The sequence below is a fragment of the Acidobacteriota bacterium genome (assembly GCA_003225175.1).
Lineage (GTDB): Bacteria > Acidobacteriota > Terriglobia > Terriglobales > Acidobacteriaceae > Gp1-AA112.
Window position 1 is genome coordinate 112,533 of the sequence record QIBA01000057.1, and the last position, 15,399, is coordinate 127,931.

11 protein-coding genes and 1 tRNA gene are annotated in these 15,399 nt (G+C 54.9%); 9 read left to right on the plus strand and 3 right to left on the minus strand.

Annotated elements, in window-relative coordinates; genetic code table 11:
• Window position 1 precedes the first annotated feature (1 nt).
• The 3 genes from DMG62_16760 to DMG62_16770 all read left to right on the plus strand — a co-directional run bounded on the left by DMG62_16760 (window position 2) and on the right by DMG62_16770 (window position 1,775).
• Complete coding sequence (locus tag DMG62_16760; protein PYY21806.1) at window positions 2–985, plus strand: D-2-hydroxyacid dehydrogenase; 984 nt, start codon at window positions 2–4, stop codon at window positions 983–985.
• Window positions 986–1,054: 69 nt separating this feature from the next.
• Entirely contained in the window at window positions 1,055–1,615 is a 561-nt protein-coding gene (lepB, locus tag DMG62_16765) for a signal peptidase I (GenBank protein ID PYY21807.1), read from the plus strand.
• Between the two features lie 83 nt (window positions 1,616–1,698).
• A tRNA-Val gene (locus DMG62_16770) sits at window positions 1,699–1,775 on the plus strand.
• A 6-nt stretch (window positions 1,776–1,781) separates the two neighbouring features.
• Here the strand turns inward: DMG62_16770 and DMG62_16775 are convergent.
• The gene (locus DMG62_16775) at window positions 1,782–2,435 is read right to left on the minus strand and encodes an oxidoreductase (GenBank protein ID PYY21808.1); all 654 of its coding nucleotides are present in this window, start codon (window positions 2,433–2,435) and stop codon (window positions 1,782–1,784) included.
• A 159-nt stretch (window positions 2,436–2,594) separates the two neighbouring features.
• On the opposite strand from DMG62_16775, the gene DMG62_16780 reads away from it, so the two are divergent.
• The 4 genes from DMG62_16780 (at window position 2,595) to DMG62_16795 (ending at window position 8,399) form a co-directional block, all read left to right on the plus strand.
• Entirely contained in the window at window positions 2,595–3,518 is a 924-nt protein-coding gene (locus DMG62_16780) for an acyl-CoA desaturase (GenBank protein ID PYY21809.1), read from the plus strand.
• A gap of 277 nt (window positions 3,519–3,795) precedes the next feature.
• Window positions 3,796–4,695: a two-component sensor histidine kinase gene (locus tag DMG62_16785; GenBank protein ID PYY21810.1), complete on the plus strand. Its 900-nt coding sequence runs from the start codon at window positions 3,796–3,798 to the stop codon at window positions 4,693–4,695.
• On the plus strand, window positions 4,692–5,429 hold the full coding sequence (locus DMG62_16790; protein ID PYY21811.1) for a DNA-binding response regulator: 738 nt from the start codon (window positions 4,692–4,694) through the stop codon (window positions 5,427–5,429). Before DMG62_16785 ends, DMG62_16790 begins: the two co-directional genes overlap by 4 nt.
• Window positions 5,430–5,708: 279 nt before the next feature.
• Window positions 5,709–8,399, plus strand: a complete 2,691-nt coding sequence (locus DMG62_16795) for a glucosidase (GenBank protein PYY21880.1) — start codon at window positions 5,709–5,711, stop codon at window positions 8,397–8,399.
• 32 nt (window positions 8,400–8,431) lie between these two features.
• On the opposite strand, the gene DMG62_16800 is transcribed toward DMG62_16795, so the two are convergent.
• Window positions 8,432–8,650, minus strand: coding sequence for a hypothetical protein (locus DMG62_16800; protein ID PYY21812.1), 219 nt, complete (start codon window positions 8,648–8,650; stop codon window positions 8,432–8,434).
• A 342-nt stretch (window positions 8,651–8,992) separates the two neighbouring features.
• Here DMG62_16800 and DMG62_16805 point away from each other — a divergent pair, with 342 nt between their 5' ends.
• Window positions 8,993–10,720: a glycoside hydrolase gene (locus tag DMG62_16805; GenBank protein PYY21813.1), complete on the plus strand. Its 1,728-nt coding sequence runs from the start codon at window positions 8,993–8,995 to the stop codon at window positions 10,718–10,720.
• Window positions 10,721–10,913: 193 nt separating this feature from the next.
• Here the strand turns inward: DMG62_16805 and DMG62_16810 are convergent, their stop codons facing one another.
• Window positions 10,914–12,482, minus strand: coding sequence for a hypothetical protein (locus DMG62_16810; GenBank protein ID PYY21814.1), 1,569 nt, complete (start codon window positions 12,480–12,482; stop codon window positions 10,914–10,916).
• Window positions 12,483–12,601: 119 nt separating this feature from the next.
• On the opposite strand from DMG62_16810, the gene DMG62_16815 reads away from it, so the two are divergent.
• Complete coding sequence (locus tag DMG62_16815; GenBank protein ID PYY21815.1) at window positions 12,602–15,373, plus strand: phosphoesterase; 2,772 nt, start codon at window positions 12,602–12,604, stop codon at window positions 15,371–15,373.
• The last annotated feature ends 26 nt before the right edge of the window (window positions 15,374–15,399 follow it).

Here is a 15,399-nt window from a genome sequence, read left to right on the forward strand (position 1 = left end):
CATGAAAGTTCTTCTCGCTATCCATCATCGGTTCGAACTCTGGAATGCACCTGACTGGCTTGGACCGAGACTCAAGCGCGATTTTCCTGAGCACGAGTTTGTTCAGTTAAAAGATCTTCACGGCCTCATTGATGAAATCGTCGATGCGGAAGTATTGATCGGCTGGCAGCTTCGGCCAGAGCAATTCAAGGCTGCCCGTAGGTTGTGTTGGATCCATGCGACCACAGCGGCTGTACATCAGCTTATGTTTCCCGAATTGGTTGCAAGTAATGTGCAAGTGACGAACTCCAGCGCGATTCACGGACCAGTCGTAGCTGAGCATGCCATTGCCTTAGTTTTCGCATTGGCCAAAGGACTGCCCTTCGCGTGCATGTATCAGGCACAGAGTCATTGGGGTCAACAGGATTTGTGGCGCAGCGACTTGCGTCCGCGTGAAGTTCAGGGTGCAACTTTGGGTGTGATCGGATTGGGCGCGATTGGACGAGAATGCGTTGGTCTGGCAAAGGCGTTGGGTATGCGCGTACTAGCTTCACGGGAGCATCCAGACAAGGGAAGTGAAGGCGCAGAGCGCGTATTCGGTCCAGCTCAGCTCGAGCAGTTGTTGGCCGAAGCCGAGTATGTCCTGCTTGCTGCTCCTCTCACCTCGAGAACCCGGGCTGTGTTCAATGACGAGGCCTTTTCCAAGATGCGAAGGGACGCATACTTCATCAATGTCAGCCGCGGCGATCTGGTGGATGAACTCGCGTTGGAACGTGCTCTTCTATCAAAGACGATACGAGCAGCAGCTCTGGATGTCTTCCAAACCGAGCCGCTGCCGGCAGGGTCGCCCTTATGGGGGTTAGAGAACCTGCTCATTACGCCGCATAGCGCAGCCCTGACGGAAAGGCTTTGGGATCGTCATTATATCCGCGTGACCGAGAATCTCCGGCGGTACCTGACCGGTAAGCCCCTGCTGGGAGAAGTACCTAAACAAAAAGTATATTGAATCATCTCTTATAATCAGAGAAGACAACGCCGATCCGGGCGCACTCGCCCGATTGTAGAATCCGCAACGATGACGATAGAAGCGATTCCAGAGAAACCGACTACCATTTCGTCGAAACGCCAGCGAGTTCTCTGGAGCTGGAGCCGCGATCTGCTCCTGGCATTAGCCTTCTCCGCCCTATTCATCGTTTTTCTGTACCAGCCAGTCCGCGTAGAGGGCACGAGCATGCTTCCAGGTCTGCAGGATCAGGAGCGGATCTTCATCAATAAGTTCGTGTACAAGCTCGAGCCGATCGAACGTGGCGACATCGTTGTATTTCACTATCCCTTCGATCCGTCCAAGAGCTACATCAAACGTGTGATTGGCCTTTCAGGCGACCGAGTTCGAATCGTGGAAGGCCAAGTGTACGTGAATAGCCGTCCGTTGAAAGAAGCGTACGTGCCCGGCGAATACTTCGACTATCGCTCACTGCCGGAAATGAGCGTTCCTCCGAACTCGTACTTCGTCCTCGGCGATCATCGTTCGCTCTCAAACGATAGCCGAGACTTCGGCCCAGTCGCCGAGAATTACATCTACGGCAAAGCCGTTTTTGTGTACTGGCCGATGGAGAAGTTGGGATTACTTCGCTAACGATAAAGGACCCACGTAAGCGAGTTTGCTCCTCCGGAATTGGTGTGCTACCGTCAGAAAAGCCCAACATTCTGCTGCGCGACGGGCGGTTAGCTCAGCTGGTTAGAGCGCCTGCCTTACAAGCAGGAGGTCGCAGGTTCGAGTCCTGCACTGCCCACCATTCCCGTTATACCTCTGCCAATCTCAGGATGTCGTCGTGCTCGTAAATGTGAACTCCGGTGTTTCCGAGCGCGGCGGCTTTCACCATTGCTTGCGCCACCGTCGCGGCTCGAATCGAGCGATATTTACGTAGTGCTCCAACCATCGTGAATTTCAGAGCTTCTGCCAGGACCATGCCGAGGTGCTCACCTGTACGTTTTTCTTTGCGCTCCCCAACGAGGAAGCTAGGACGAAAGATGTGCAGTGAAACAAACGGTAACCTTTGCAATGCGTCTTCAAGCTCTCCCTTGGTGTGCAGATAGAAATTTCCTGATTTGGCATTCGCGCCGACCGACGAAACCAGCAGGAATTGCTTTGCGCCGGCAGTTAGGCTGCGCTCTGCCAGGAGAAGCGGGTACTCGAGATCGACGCGGCGGAATGCCGGTTGCGATCCGGCTTTCTTGATCGTTGTTCCCAGCGCGCAAAACACGTCATCGGAACCTGGAAAATTTCCGAGACTTTCGAAGTCCACGAGCTGTTCCAGCAGCTTCGGATGGCTAATTCCGCTGCCTTTTCGCACCAAAGCCGTGACGCTTGCGTACTCTGGCGAGGCGAGCAGGAACTGGAGACAATCCGAGCCAACTAGTCCGGTACTACCGGCGATCAGCGCAGATTTGGGCATTTTGGGGTATTTTGCGCTGCTCCCAGGCACCGGAGGCGCGCAATGGCCGTTTGATGTTACCTCAGTAACTAGGGACGAGCGGTATTACATAACTATTACACAGCTCTTATCGCCCGGTTGTTATGTTGAAAGGTGCTGTCCATTGGGCAAACGGAGACTATGAGCGCAATCATTACACCTGACACTCTTACGCAGCCGGCCGTTTCGCAGGTTTACACCGCGAAGCGAGGCAAGATCAACTGGTACACCGCCTTCGTGATGGCGGTTTTTCATATTGGTGCAGTTGCAGCGCTGTTCATGTTCAGCTGGAAGGCGCTGCTGGTTACGGCCATTCTTTGGTATTTCTCTCTGAGCTTCGGGATCGGTATGGGGTATCACCGGCTCCTGACGCATCGTGGATATAAGGTTCCAAAATGGGTTGAGTATTTCCTTACCACTTGTGCCACTCTCGCCCTTGAGGGCGGACCGATCTTCTGGGTAGGCACCCACCGCATACATCATCAGACGAGCGACCGCGAAGGCGATCCTCACAGTCCACGCGATGGCGGCTGGTGGGCGCATATGGGATGGATCATCAGCGGTGAAGTGCTGCACCATGGCAATCCCGAACTTGAACGATATACTCCCGATCTTCGCCGCGATAAGTATCACGCCTGGCTGTCGAAGTGGCACTGGGTTCCGCTCACGACGCTTGGGCTGATTCTGCTCGCTGTCGGCGGATGGACTTATGTGATGTGGGGCATCTTCTTCCGCGTGACCGTCGGATTGCATGCCACCTGGCTCGTGAACTCCGCAACGCACATGTGGGGCAACCGTCGATTCACCACCAAGGATGACTCGACCAATAATTGGTGGGTGGCTATGGTGACCTTCGGTGAGGGATGGCATAACAACCATCATGCTCACCCGGTTTCGGCGCGGCATGGGCTCGCTTGGTACGAAGTTGATTTGAACTACTACGGCATCTGCATGCTCAAAGCGCTCGGCCTGGCAAAGGACATCAAAGTCGTCGATATGCCGAAGAAGCTCCGTGAGCAAGAAGAGAAGCTGGCAACTGCCAAGCCGGAGTTGGTTTCGGCTTAAGTTCTCCTCTCGGGTCTTTGTTCAGTTCCGGTCGTTACACGGCCGGAACTTTTCTTTTTGAACGTGTCAGGGTATCGGCCTTCAGTCGTTCCGTCCAAAGCTTTACTTTTGCGGCTTCAGCCGCCGGGCTTTTGCGAAGTGGCCCGAGCGTGTAAAGCCAGATAGCAACATCAATCGGACGACTGCAGCCGATGCCCTGCCGTGAGGCTGGCTACAGTCTCGCGCCGCCTGTGTGGCTTACAACTCTGCGCTACACTCGAATGCAGGATACTAGCCGATGCGCGTTACCAGCCGCCGCAAAGCGATCGCATTCTTTATCACGCTGAGTTCGTGTGTGCTCGCAGTTGCAGTGACGTTGAACGTCAGCTGGATCGTACTTCACTGGCGGCAACTGGGGACGCTGGTCCTGGGTGTCATATTTTTTGGCATTGTCATTGCTGGACTGGTACTCAACACTATATTCCTGATTCGGGAAGTACGACGCAACGAAAAACAGGACAGCTTTCTCCATGCCGTCACTCACGAGCTGAAAACCCCATTGACTTCGATCCGCCTCTACCTGCAAACGCTGCAGAGCCGCAAAGTGGACGAAGAGCAGCGGAACGAATTTTATCGCGTGATGCTGTCGGACTCCGATCGGTTGTTGAAGACAGTCGAACAGGTATTGCACGCCGCCGAACTGGGACATAGTCGGGACAAGCTCGAAGACATTGTCGATATGGAAAAGCTCGTCCGCGAGTGTCTCGAGGAGGCTCGTACTCATCACCATCTTTCAGCTGAGTCCCTGCGCCTGCTAGTCGAGAACAGTCAGGGCACTCCGAAGGTAACCGCCAATCGCGAGGAGTTGCGCTCTGCAATCTCGAACATCCTCGAGAATGCGATTAAGTACTCTGGGGAAAACGTAGATATTGAAGTGCAACTTCGTGCGAGCGATGACAAGAATGTCTCAGTGCGAGTGCGCGACAATGGCATAGGCATTCCTCGCAGTGAACTCAAACAAGTGTTCAAACGCTTCTATCGCGTTGCCGACCGCGAAGTGGCTCGTGTGAAGGGAAGTGGGTTGGGGCTGTTCATCGTACGGAGCATCGCAAAAAAATACGGTGGTAATGCCTTTGCCGAAAGCGAAGGACCTGGGCGCGGCGCGACGATCATCCTGCAACTGCCGCGGGTCGTATGAGCCGAGTTCTGATCGTAGAGGATGAAGAGCATCTCGCTCGTGGGCTCAAATTCAACCTTGAAGCTGAAGGTATCGATGCAGAAGTCGTTGGCGATGGCGAGGCTGGCCTGCAGCGACTGTTGCATCCAGACAGTGGAATCGACGCGGTCATCCTCGATGTAATGCTGCCCGGCATTTCGGGCTTCGAAGTTGTCTCTCAGCTTCGTAACGCGAAACAGTACGTCCCCGTATTAATGCTGACCGCGCGTGGCCGGCCTGAGGACGTTCTGGGCGGCTTCGAAGCTGGGGTGGATGACTATCTACCGAAGCCGTTTGAGTTGCCCATCCTCGTGGCTCGTCTTCGAGGCCTCCTTCGCCGAAAGCAATGGGCCAGCGCAGTCGATTCCAAGACATCGCAAGAGGCTGGCTCGAATTCGGAGGAACCGAACACATTTTCCTTTGATGGCAAGAGCATCGACTTCACAACGTTGGAGCTGCGGCTGGCGAAAGAGACAATTCAGCTCACGGTGATGGAGACCGAACTCCTTCGACATTTGATTCGCAATGAAGGAAAAGCAGTCTCGCGCAAATCCATTCTTGAAGATGTGTGGTCATTGCGTGAGGACACCGATACGCGCGCGATCGACAATTTTATTGTGCGCTTGCGGCGCTACATCGAAACAGTCCCAGCCAAGCCAAAACATCTGCTGACGGTTCGAGGTGTCGGCTACAAGTTCGTCGCCAATCCCAAATGAGGCTCAGGTAATCTTACCGGTGGAATCTGCGAAAATTGAGCTCCCAATGGCGTCCCGCTTGGGCCAAATACGGCCGATGCTGCTTCCATTCGCTGGTTTTCTGGACGGAGACATTCCTACGTCTGGACTTCGGCAAGGCACTCCTCTAACGAGAGCGAGATTGCTACAATCTTCGCTTCCTCCCCAAGCGTTGTAAGAAGCCGAATCGGTTCCCAGGAGGGTCCCTTGGCAAAGTCCACCCGTGTGGACCAACGAGCTGCGAAATCAGAGACGGCCACGCTGGAGAATGAGCCAGTTCTCCAAGCCAAACGCGTAGCCACGAAGGAAGAGGAGCGACTCTACTCTCCCTTTAAGAGCTTCGTTCCTCCTTGGCGGCGCTGGGGACCATATGTCAGCGCGAGGTCCTGGGGCACTGTCCGCGAAGATTACAGCGCAGATGGCGATGCCTGGAATTACCTCAGCCACGACAAAGCTCGCAGTAAGGCCTACCGCTGGGGCGAAGATGCTATCGCCGGCATCTGTGATCGCTATCAAATCCTTTCCTTCGGACTGGCACTATGGAATGGCTGCGATCCGATCCTCAAAGAGCGCTACTTCGGCGTGACCTCTCAGGAAGGCAATCGCGGTGAAGATGTAAAGGAATATTACTTTTATCTCGACGGTACTCCGACCCACAGCTACATGAGGATGCTGTACAAGTATCCGCAGCGGGAATTCCCATATGCGGAACTGGTGAAGGAGAATCAACTGCGTGGAGGCGCCGGTCCGGAGTATGAGCTGATCGATACTGGGGTATTCGATGACGATCGGTATTTCGATATCTTCGTCGAATACGCCAAGGCCGATGCGGAAGATATCTGTATCAAGATTGAGGCGTTCAACCGCGGTCCCGAAGACGCTGAGCTTCACCTGATCCCCACGCTCTGGTTTCGCAATACCTGGGGATGGACGGATCCTCCCGGGCGCGAGCCTACGATCCTGCGCGGCATTGAAGACGACTGCTCAGTCCTCTGGGCCGACGATAGTGGTGGCGATCGTCTACACAACTTGATCTTCGAATATTCCGTTGGCAATCGCTTTCTCTATGGTCCAAAGGGCGCGCAGCTGCTTTTCACCAACAACGAAACGAATGCGGAGCGGGTGTACGGCCCAGGAAGTATCAGTCGCCGTCAATATCAAAAGGATGCTTTCCACCGATTCATCGTGAATGGCGAGGACTGCGTGAACCATGAAGAAATAGGCACAAAAGCCTGCATGGTTTATCGAGTTAAGGTGTCCGCGGGCAAATCGCACGTGCTCTATCTGCGGCTGACGCCAGATCACCGGAAGTCACCGCTCAAAGATGTCGAGAAAATTTTCGAGGCACGGCGTCGCGAAGCAGACCAGTTCTACGAGTCCATTCACCCGCAGCGCGCGGATGAAGAAGAAAAGATGATTCAACGCCAGGCGTTCGCCGGCATGTTGTGGAGCAAACAGATTTATCTGTTTGATGTGAGCCTGTGGCTCGAGGGTGACAATCGAAAGTTTCCTCCACCCGAATCGCGCAAGACAATCCGCAATCAACACTGGCGGCACTTGAATTCCATGCGCATCTTGTCTGTCCCGGATAAGTGGGAGTACCCATGGTTTGCAGCCTGGGACTTGGCTTTTCAGTGCACGACGCTGGCACTGGTGGATCCGGAGTTTGCAAAGGAGAACCTCTGGGTAATGCTGTTCGAGCAGTTCCAGCACCCTAACGGGCAGATTCCAGCTTATGAGTGGGAGTTCTCCGATCTAAATCCGCCGGTGCACGCCTGGGCCGTTTGGCGCGTCTACAACCGCGACCTCGAGCGCCATGGCGTTGGCGACAAGAAGTTTTTGGAGAAGTGCTTCCACAAGCTGCTCATCAACTTTGCCTGGTGGGTGAACAAAGTGGATAGCCAAGGCAACAACGTTTTCGAAGGCGGTTTTCTTGGTCTGGACAACATCGCTGTGATTGATCGCAGTGAGCGTCTGCCGGGCGGCGCGGTCCTCGAACAATCCGACGCAACCGGCTGGATGGGATTCTTCTGCCTCTATCTCATGCGCATCGCGTTGGAGCTTGCTCAGGAGAACAAGGTTTACGAGAGCCTCGCCATCAAGTTTTTCGAGCACTTCATCTACATCGGTTCGGCGATGAAGCACATGGGTGGTCGTCGCTACACGTTGTGGGATCAGCAGGAGGGCTTCTTTTATGACGTCCTGCGTCTTCCCAACGGCGAGTTCCACAAATTCCGGGTGCGTTCGTTGGTTGGGCTAATCCCCATGTACGCCACCGAAGTCGTGAATTCGCGGGAACTCGACCGCCACCAGGAATTTCTCGCGAGTGTGAAGTGGTTCCTGAGTGAGCGTCCAGATCTTGCGGTTGGCTGTTACACAGATGCACGTGAAAATACCGAGCTGCACGTGCTTTCGATTCTGGAGGAGCATCAGCTCAAAGCGATTCTGGACCGTTTGTGGGACGAGAATGAATTTTTGTCTGATTATGGAATTCGTAGTTTGTCAAAGTTTCATGAAAAGCATCCGTTCCGCTTTGGGAATAAAGAAGTTCGCTATGAGCCGGCAGAAGCCGACGCGAAGATTAAAGGGGGTAACTCCAACTGGCGCGGTCCCATCTGGTTCCCGACTTCTTATCTCCTGATCCGGTCGCTCAAGAAATTCGGCGATGCGATGGGCCAAAACTGGGGGATCTACCGTGGCGAGAAGTTAATCACGCCGTCGGACATGGCTGCAGAGATCGTCAATCGAATGATCAACCTGTTCAAACGTGATGCGAAAGGTCGGCGCCCGATTAACGGAAACATCCGCAAATTCCAGGAAGATCCCCACTGGCGCGACTACTTGCTGTTTTATGAGTACTTCCACGGAGACACGGGCGCAGGACTCGGCGCAAGTCATCAGACCGGGTGGACGGGGCTCGTGGCGAACCTGATCCACGAATGGCGCAGGTAGGCTGTCGCAAAGCCATCGCTACCGAAAACACGTTAGGACGATCGGCCTCGGGCTGCGATCATCAATCCTATGCCCGCCAGGACAATCACGCCGCTGATCGCAGGAGAAATCTTCTCCTGAGTGCGTGTTTCAATCCCAAGCGATACTTCGCCTGCCTTTACTCCGTGCTTCTCAGTGTGGGGAATAGGAACAAACAGCAACACTACTCCGGCAATCACTGCCACCAGCCCCAGCCAGAACAAAGCCTTCATCGTATAGTCTCCTCGGTGCTCACGATGCGACCATCCGAAAAGTCGAACAGGCATACTCCAACAGGTCGCGATAGCGAACTGGTCTCGTAATATAGCAGCACAGGTTGAGGGAGAGGCATCGGCTTCAGCCGCTGAGGTATTCTCCTTCGGCGGTGCAAGCACAAACTGCATTCAACGATTCCGGAATTATGAAAAGCCTTCCCAGCGGCTAAAGCCAGAAACAAAGTAGCACTCCTCGAACGGCGCGGCTGAAGCCAATGCCCCTCCCTAATACCTAAGCCATTTCACAAGATAGAAGGGAGGATAGCCTAATGGCCGAAAATGTTATTCGGACGAATAAGGATGACGATGACCGATTCGAAGGAATTTTCCCTCTTCCGACGTAGATGGCTAGGCCTGGCTGCTACAGTCTCCGCAGCTTCAGGTTTGATGGGTATCACGAGCTTGATTGCTCAAACCGGAGCGAGTTCCAGTGGCACTGGTCACGATCGCGGTACGCGCACCTACAACATTCGCGATTTCGGTGCGAAAGGCGATGGGGTCACGCTCGATACAGCGGCGGTTCAGGCGGCCCTCGATGCGTGCACCAATGACCAGGGTGGAATGGTGCTTGTGCCCGCAGGCACCTTCGTGATTGGCACGATTCAGATGAAGAGTAACGTGACTCTGCACATCGCCGCTCAAGGGAAACTGCTAGGGAGCGCCGATGGGAAGCAATATCGTGCAGCCGACGCCATCCCGCTCAGTGGGGACTCGACTCTTAACGATGGCAACGTCGGACTCATCTTTGCAGTTAAGGCCGAGAACTTCACCATTGAGGGACCGGGCATCATTGACGGCCAAGGTTTGCAGTTTCACAGCCCCACTCGCGGAGTGCCGCCACCATCGGGTCGTGGAGGAAACAATCGTCCCTACCACTTGCTTTTTCATCAATGCAAGAACATCTCGGTGCGTGATATCACGCTACTCGAGAGCGCCTATCATTCGATCCGCATCATTCAATCGAGCTATGTGAAGCTGACTGGTATTCACATTCACAATCGCGTTAACAGCAACAATGACGGCTTCCATTTCATCAGCGCGCAACATGTTCACATCAGCAACTGCACGATCGAATGTCAGGATGATGCCTGTGCCCTATTCGGCAGCTGCAAGTATGTCACTGTCACGAATTGCTCGTTCACAACGCGCTGGTCGGTGTTCCGGTTTGGAGGGGGTGAGGCCGAGAACATCGCGGTATCGAATTGCCTGATTTACGAAACATATGGCTGTCCGATCAAGATGCATTGCGGGTCAGGCGCACGGTTCGAGAATATTTCGTTTTCCAATTTGATAATGAAGGATGTCACTGGACCGATCGCGATCAATGTTGGCCAGCAACCGAGGCGTTCACCACAGGAAGGTGTGTCTGCCCCAATTCAGCCAGCGACACCGCAGGACTCCAGATCACCCGGTGTCGTTCGCAATATTTCGTTCAGCAACATTCATGCGACGGTCGTCGTTCCGGTACAACTCGCGGATGTGCCGTTTACAAGCGCCTATCGTCCCGCTGAGGTGAAGTCATGCCTCTCGTTGAACTGCGTCGAAGGTACCTTGGAGAAGATCACCTTTGACAACGTGCACCTGACCTTTCCCGGCGGCGGCACTGCTGAGGAAGCCGCAGTACGCGATGTCCCCAGAGTTGCGGGCGAGTATTTCGAAACCGGGATTTTGCCTTCCTACGCGCTTTTCGTACGCAATGTGCAGAAACTGACACTCAGTAATGTTCGCTTTGAAGTTGCCGCCGCTGAGGCTCGACCAGCTCTTGTTTTCGACCATGTCAGCGACGCAGCCGTGAATGGCTTCAGCGTGCAAGGAACTATGGAATCTGAATCGACGCTTCGGCTTATCGAGTCGCGGGAAGTACTTCTGACAGCCACGCGCTTATTGACTAGGGCACCAGTCTTCCTGCAAGTCGAAGGTGCGGATAGCGCGGCGATAACTGTTGATGGCGGTGATCTATCGAAGGCGTCATCGGCTATGGCGTTCAAAGCTGGCGCTTCGCAGAAAGCGGTGAACCTGAGGGTCTAAACGCGCTGATTACGTGGTTCCGGCCGCCCTCGGCCGGTACAAGGATTGTCGAGCCACAAGGCCAAGCACGTGAGCACTGTTATGCGAAACCCGAGCGATCCTTTTTCGCTCGAAGTACCAGAGTTGCAAAAGCTGATCGCCCCGAACATCCTTGTACCGGCCGAGGGCGTCCGGAACGACGTAAGCACTGGAATTACTGCGCGCCCGAGCTCTGCACGCCCAAAAGCGTTGGATTTCGCGGGAATTTGAAATACGGTAGGCGCACAGGACCGCCGGGAGCAGGCAGCTCGATCTGGTCAGCCCGCTTGCTGGGATCGGGTAAGAATGCTTGCCCAGCACCAGAAGTATCGAAATCGTCCTGATCGACGCCGTCGCCGCTCACTCCAAATCCGCCCACCATCACGCCGTTCTTATAGAGCGGAGTGCTGCCGGGGAAGAAGACGATCCCATTCTGGAACTGACTGGGCGGTTGATGCCCGTTCGTACACGGGTGCGCGATATCGTAAAGAAAGAGGTTGAAGAATGGTCCTGCCGGATTGGCGTCGATGCCCGGAGGAAAAAATGGTTGCCCTCCGAAGCTGATGGTTCGATTCGTAACGGCTGTTCCCGGAGGCACACCCGGCATCTCCTGGGGATCAACCGCAGGGCTGGAGAAATAGATCACGTTCCTTGCCTTAGCGACCGCCACGTCGGCAGAAAAGATCGTTGCGTCGGGCATGCGATACAGGGCAAGCAAGTCACCGTTAAGATCGGCTATGGCAAAGATGAAGCGGGCGGGAGAGCCATCCGGCAGGCGAATCACGGCGCGCTCGTTGTTGGCTACTGTGATCGCGGTGTCAACGATGCTGCTTAAGTCCTGAAGCGTGAGGCCGTTCGCGCCAGTCTTTCTGGCGATTAAGTCGCCATCGGGCGCTGGACCGGGACTGTCCATTGGCCCAATCTGGAACGACCCGTTAGCAGTACCTGCACTTGTGCCCGGCGGCGCCACTTGATTCTGAACAAATGGCAACGCGATACCTCCGATGATAACCACCCCAGGAGGCGCGGGATTCGGTATGAAACCTGCTCCGACGATGCCGGAGAATGCTGCGTACTCGTCGGCGTCATTGCTGGCGCCGGCCACACCCACACCGCCCGCTAGCTTGCCATTTTTGAAAATTGGTACTCCGCCGCCGAGAACTGCATTCGGATCGGAGTCGAAGAGATTGGCTTTGCCGGTCACGATTCCGGTTCCGTTCGTGCTGCCGTCAATCGAGCGCGCAGGCGGAAGGGTCTTGCCGGAAAGGTAGTTGGTGTTGAACGGACATCCGCGATTTGTGTTCTCGATGCCGTACAAATCGGCGTTCGGGACATTGGTAATGCCAGGTGGGAAGTGAATCCCACTGATGTACCTGACGGTCCGCGATGAGAGAGGCGCTTGATCGTTGGAGAAGAAAGATGCGGTGCGCGCCAGACCAACGGCTAATTCGCGCGTATCCGTAGCTAATCCAAAGTTGCCGATAGAAGTTGCCGGAGTGCCCGGCTTTACATATACAGCCAGAATGTTTCCTTGGCGATTGGTGACTGCAACGGCTACCGGAACATTCAACGAAGCGGCAGCCGCGGTCACAACCGCCGTTACATCTTGCGCGGTCAGTTGGTTGACATTGCTCTGCTGGCCCGGAGCTGGAGCAGGAGCCGGCTGTGGCTGGTCGCCGCCCCCGCAAGAAATGACCCACATCAAGACAGCGAGGCAGGCGCACTGAAGTACACGCTTACTCATTCTGATTAGGCCGGGGGAAAGGTGCACGGAAGTTTAGCGACTCGAAGGCAACTCCACAATAGCAATATCGATGACCAGATTTCATAGGTCCTTTAAAAAATCATTTACCATCGCTGGCTATGAAGAAGCCTCTGCTCGGATTAATTCTTATCCTCCTTACGGTCGGTCTTGCGCTCCAGATTCTCAGGGGTTTTGCCGACAAGAGTGGCCGCATTGCCCTCCCCAGCAGCAAACTGCTACTCGAGCCGGTTCCCGGCGATCCGCAAACGACCAATAGCTTTCCCACATCGATGGCGTTGTCACCGGATGGCAAGTATCTGGCGTTGTTGAATAATGGCTACGGCACGTTCGAGTCCGACTACAAACAGTCGATCGCAATTGTCGATATAGCTAGCAACAAGCTTACAGATTTCCCCGATGCGCGGCTTGAACGCCATGCCCACCAGACTTATTTCTACGGCCTGGCATTCAGTTCAGACGGCAAGAAGCTCTACGCCAGCATGAGCTCTATGACCGATCCCGAAGGAAAAAACCCAGGTAACAATGGTAGCGGCATCGCCACATACGACTTCGCCGATGGACGGGTTACGCCTGCCGGATTCATTCGCTTTCCTGCGTCTGCACGAGCAGCTGCACCGAAGACCGCTCCTGAAGACCCAGACGAGGAGCCCAGTGCCGGACCGGGCTTCACGGTCCCATTCCCTACAGGAATCACATCATTTCAGCAGCAGGGCAAGGAGATGCTCCTGGTTGCGGACAATCTCTCCGATGCCGCCGAAATTGTCGTTCCAACTTCGCAGGAGATTCGTCGCGTCGAGCTTGCGGCCTATCGCGCTGTACCGGGTTCGTATCCGTTCGCAACTCTGGTCACCAAGGATGGGAATACCGGCTACGTGAGCCTGTGGAATGCATCTCGCGTCGCAGAAATCGATCTCGGAAGCGGCAAGCTGAAGCGGATGATCGAGCTTCATGCGCCGGCAAAGCCTGAGAGGGCGGGGTCGCATCCAACCGCGCTTCTCCTTAGTCCTGATCAGACCCGTCTGTATGTTGCGCTCGCTAATACAGATGAAGTCGCAGTGATCGAACGTCCGAGCGGAAACGTCTTCTATCTGAGCGCAAAGCTTCCGGAGCAACGTTACGGAGGAAATTTCCCAATAGCGCTCGCCATCACTCCGGACGGCAACAGGTTGTTTGTGGCGAACGCCAGCTCTGATGCAGTGGCGGTCTTCGACAATCCCCGTCCCAATTTGAAACCGCGTGGATTTATTCCGACGGAATGGTACCCAACCGCGCTTGCGGTGCATAAGGGCGAACTTTTTATTGCTACGGGTAAGGGAAAGGGAACAGGTCCCAATAAGGGACTTGCCGGCAAGGTCGATGGCAAGGAGCGTACAGGCTACATTCCTACGCTGCTGCACGGCTCCCTGGCGCGCTTGCCAATCGCAGACATCGATTCGCACCTCGCGGGTTGGACCGACGAGGTAATGGCCAGTAATCTGATGCGCGGTAACTCAGACCAGATCGCGTTCGCCACGGGCCGCAATCCGATTAAGCACGTGATTTACATAATTAAGGAAAACCGCACGTACGACCAGATCCTCGGCGATCTTGGGAGCGGCGACGGCGATCCATCGCTCGTCATGTACGGCGAGGACATCACTCCCAACCAGCACAAACTCGCGCGTCAGTTCGGAGTCATCGACAACTTCTATGACAGCGGAGAAGTTTCCGGTGACGGTCATGTTTGGTCAAATGCTGCAATTACAAGCGACTACACCGAGCAGACTTGGGAAATCGGCTATCGCAGCAAAGAGCGTACTTACGATTATGAAGGCGTAGTCGACGATCGCTATCCAATTCAGGAACACATTCCTGATGTGAATGAACCCGGAACAGGATATCTATGGGGAAATCTCGCACGACACGGTGTCGCGTATCGCCACTATGGCGAATACATCTCCACCAGGTTTTGTGCTCAGCCGCGAACCCAGGAGATGCCGCAGGAAGGTACGCCGCTCCCTCAAGGCGCGCCTTGTCCAATCAACTCAATAAAGCCAGGAGATCCGCTGCCGGATTACTTAGGGCAGCCGCACGGCAGCAAGAGTCCGTGGCAGTGGGAGATACCGCTCATTTACCAGAACGTTGCTGTAAAGCCGGAACTGGAAGGACACTTCGATCCTCGCTTTCCCGATTTCAGTCTCCATTTTCCCGATCAGCTTCGCGTCGACGAATTCTTGAATGAATTCAACCAATTTGTCGCGAAGCGCGGGGCAGGTCGCGACAGCATGCCGCACTTCATTCTTTTGCGTCTGCCCAACGACCACACAGCGGCCACAACAGCCGGATATGCAACACCTGCGGCTCTTATCGCTGATAACGATCTCGCTGTGGGCCGCGTAGTCGAGGCTGTTTCACATAGCCCTTACTGGCAGGACACCGCAATCTTCATTCTCGAGGACGATGCGCAGAATGGCGCGGACCACGTGGATGCTCATCGCAGCATCGCATGGGCGATCAGTCGTTTCTCGCCACGACCGAACGGCACTCCCTTTGTTGATCACACCTTTTACACGACCGTGAATATGGTGCACACGATCGAAACGCTTCTTGGCGTTCCCCCAATGAACAACAACGACTCTCATGCCGCAGTGATGGCGCCGATGTTTTCAGGTAAAGGCGATCAGCCGCAGTTTGTGGCTGACAGCCGGAATCGCGACAACGGTCTTTTGTACAGGATGAATCCGCCAAAGGGACCGGATGCAAAGCAATCTTCGCAGCTTGATTTCTCTCGTGCTGATGCAGCGGACGCCGGCGTGCTGAATGCGATTCTCTGGCGCGAGCGCATGGGCGATCGTCCGATGCCGAAAACGCCGGGTGCGGAGTTTAAGTAATAACTGCTTGGTTTTGTTTACGTGAT

What these genes read in the sequence shown, in the direction of transcription:
- DMG62_16815 (PYY21815.1), top strand. Translation starts at nt 12,602, where the DNA reads ATGAAGAAGCCTCTGCTCGGATTAATTCTTATCCTCCTTACGGTCGGT.
- DMG62_16800 (PYY21812.1), bottom strand. Translation starts at nt 8,650, where the DNA reads ATGAAGGCTTTGTTCTGGCTGGGGCTGGTGGCAGTGATTGCCGGAGTA.
- DMG62_16760 (PYY21806.1), top strand. Translation starts at nt 2, where the DNA reads ATGAAAGTTCTTCTCGCTATCCATCATCGGTTCGAACTCTGGAATGCA.
- DMG62_16805 (PYY21813.1), top strand. Translation starts at nt 8,993, where the DNA reads ATGACGATGACCGATTCGAAGGAATTTTCCCTCTTCCGACGTAGATGG.
- DMG62_16775 (PYY21808.1), bottom strand. Translation starts at nt 2,435, where the DNA reads ATGCCCAAATCTGCGCTGATCGCCGGTAGTACCGGACTAGTTGGCTCG.
- DMG62_16790 (PYY21811.1), top strand. Translation starts at nt 4,692, where the DNA reads ATGAGCCGAGTTCTGATCGTAGAGGATGAAGAGCATCTCGCTCGTGGG.
- lepB (PYY21807.1), top strand. Translation starts at nt 1,055, where the DNA reads ATGACGATAGAAGCGATTCCAGAGAAACCGACTACCATTTCGTCGAAA.
- DMG62_16810 (PYY21814.1), bottom strand. Translation starts at nt 12,482, where the DNA reads ATGAGTAAGCGTGTACTTCAGTGCGCCTGCCTCGCTGTCTTGATGTGG.
- DMG62_16785 (PYY21810.1), top strand. Translation starts at nt 3,796, where the DNA reads ATGCGCGTTACCAGCCGCCGCAAAGCGATCGCATTCTTTATCACGCTG.
- DMG62_16780 (PYY21809.1), top strand. Translation starts at nt 2,595, where the DNA reads ATGAGCGCAATCATTACACCTGACACTCTTACGCAGCCGGCCGTTTCG.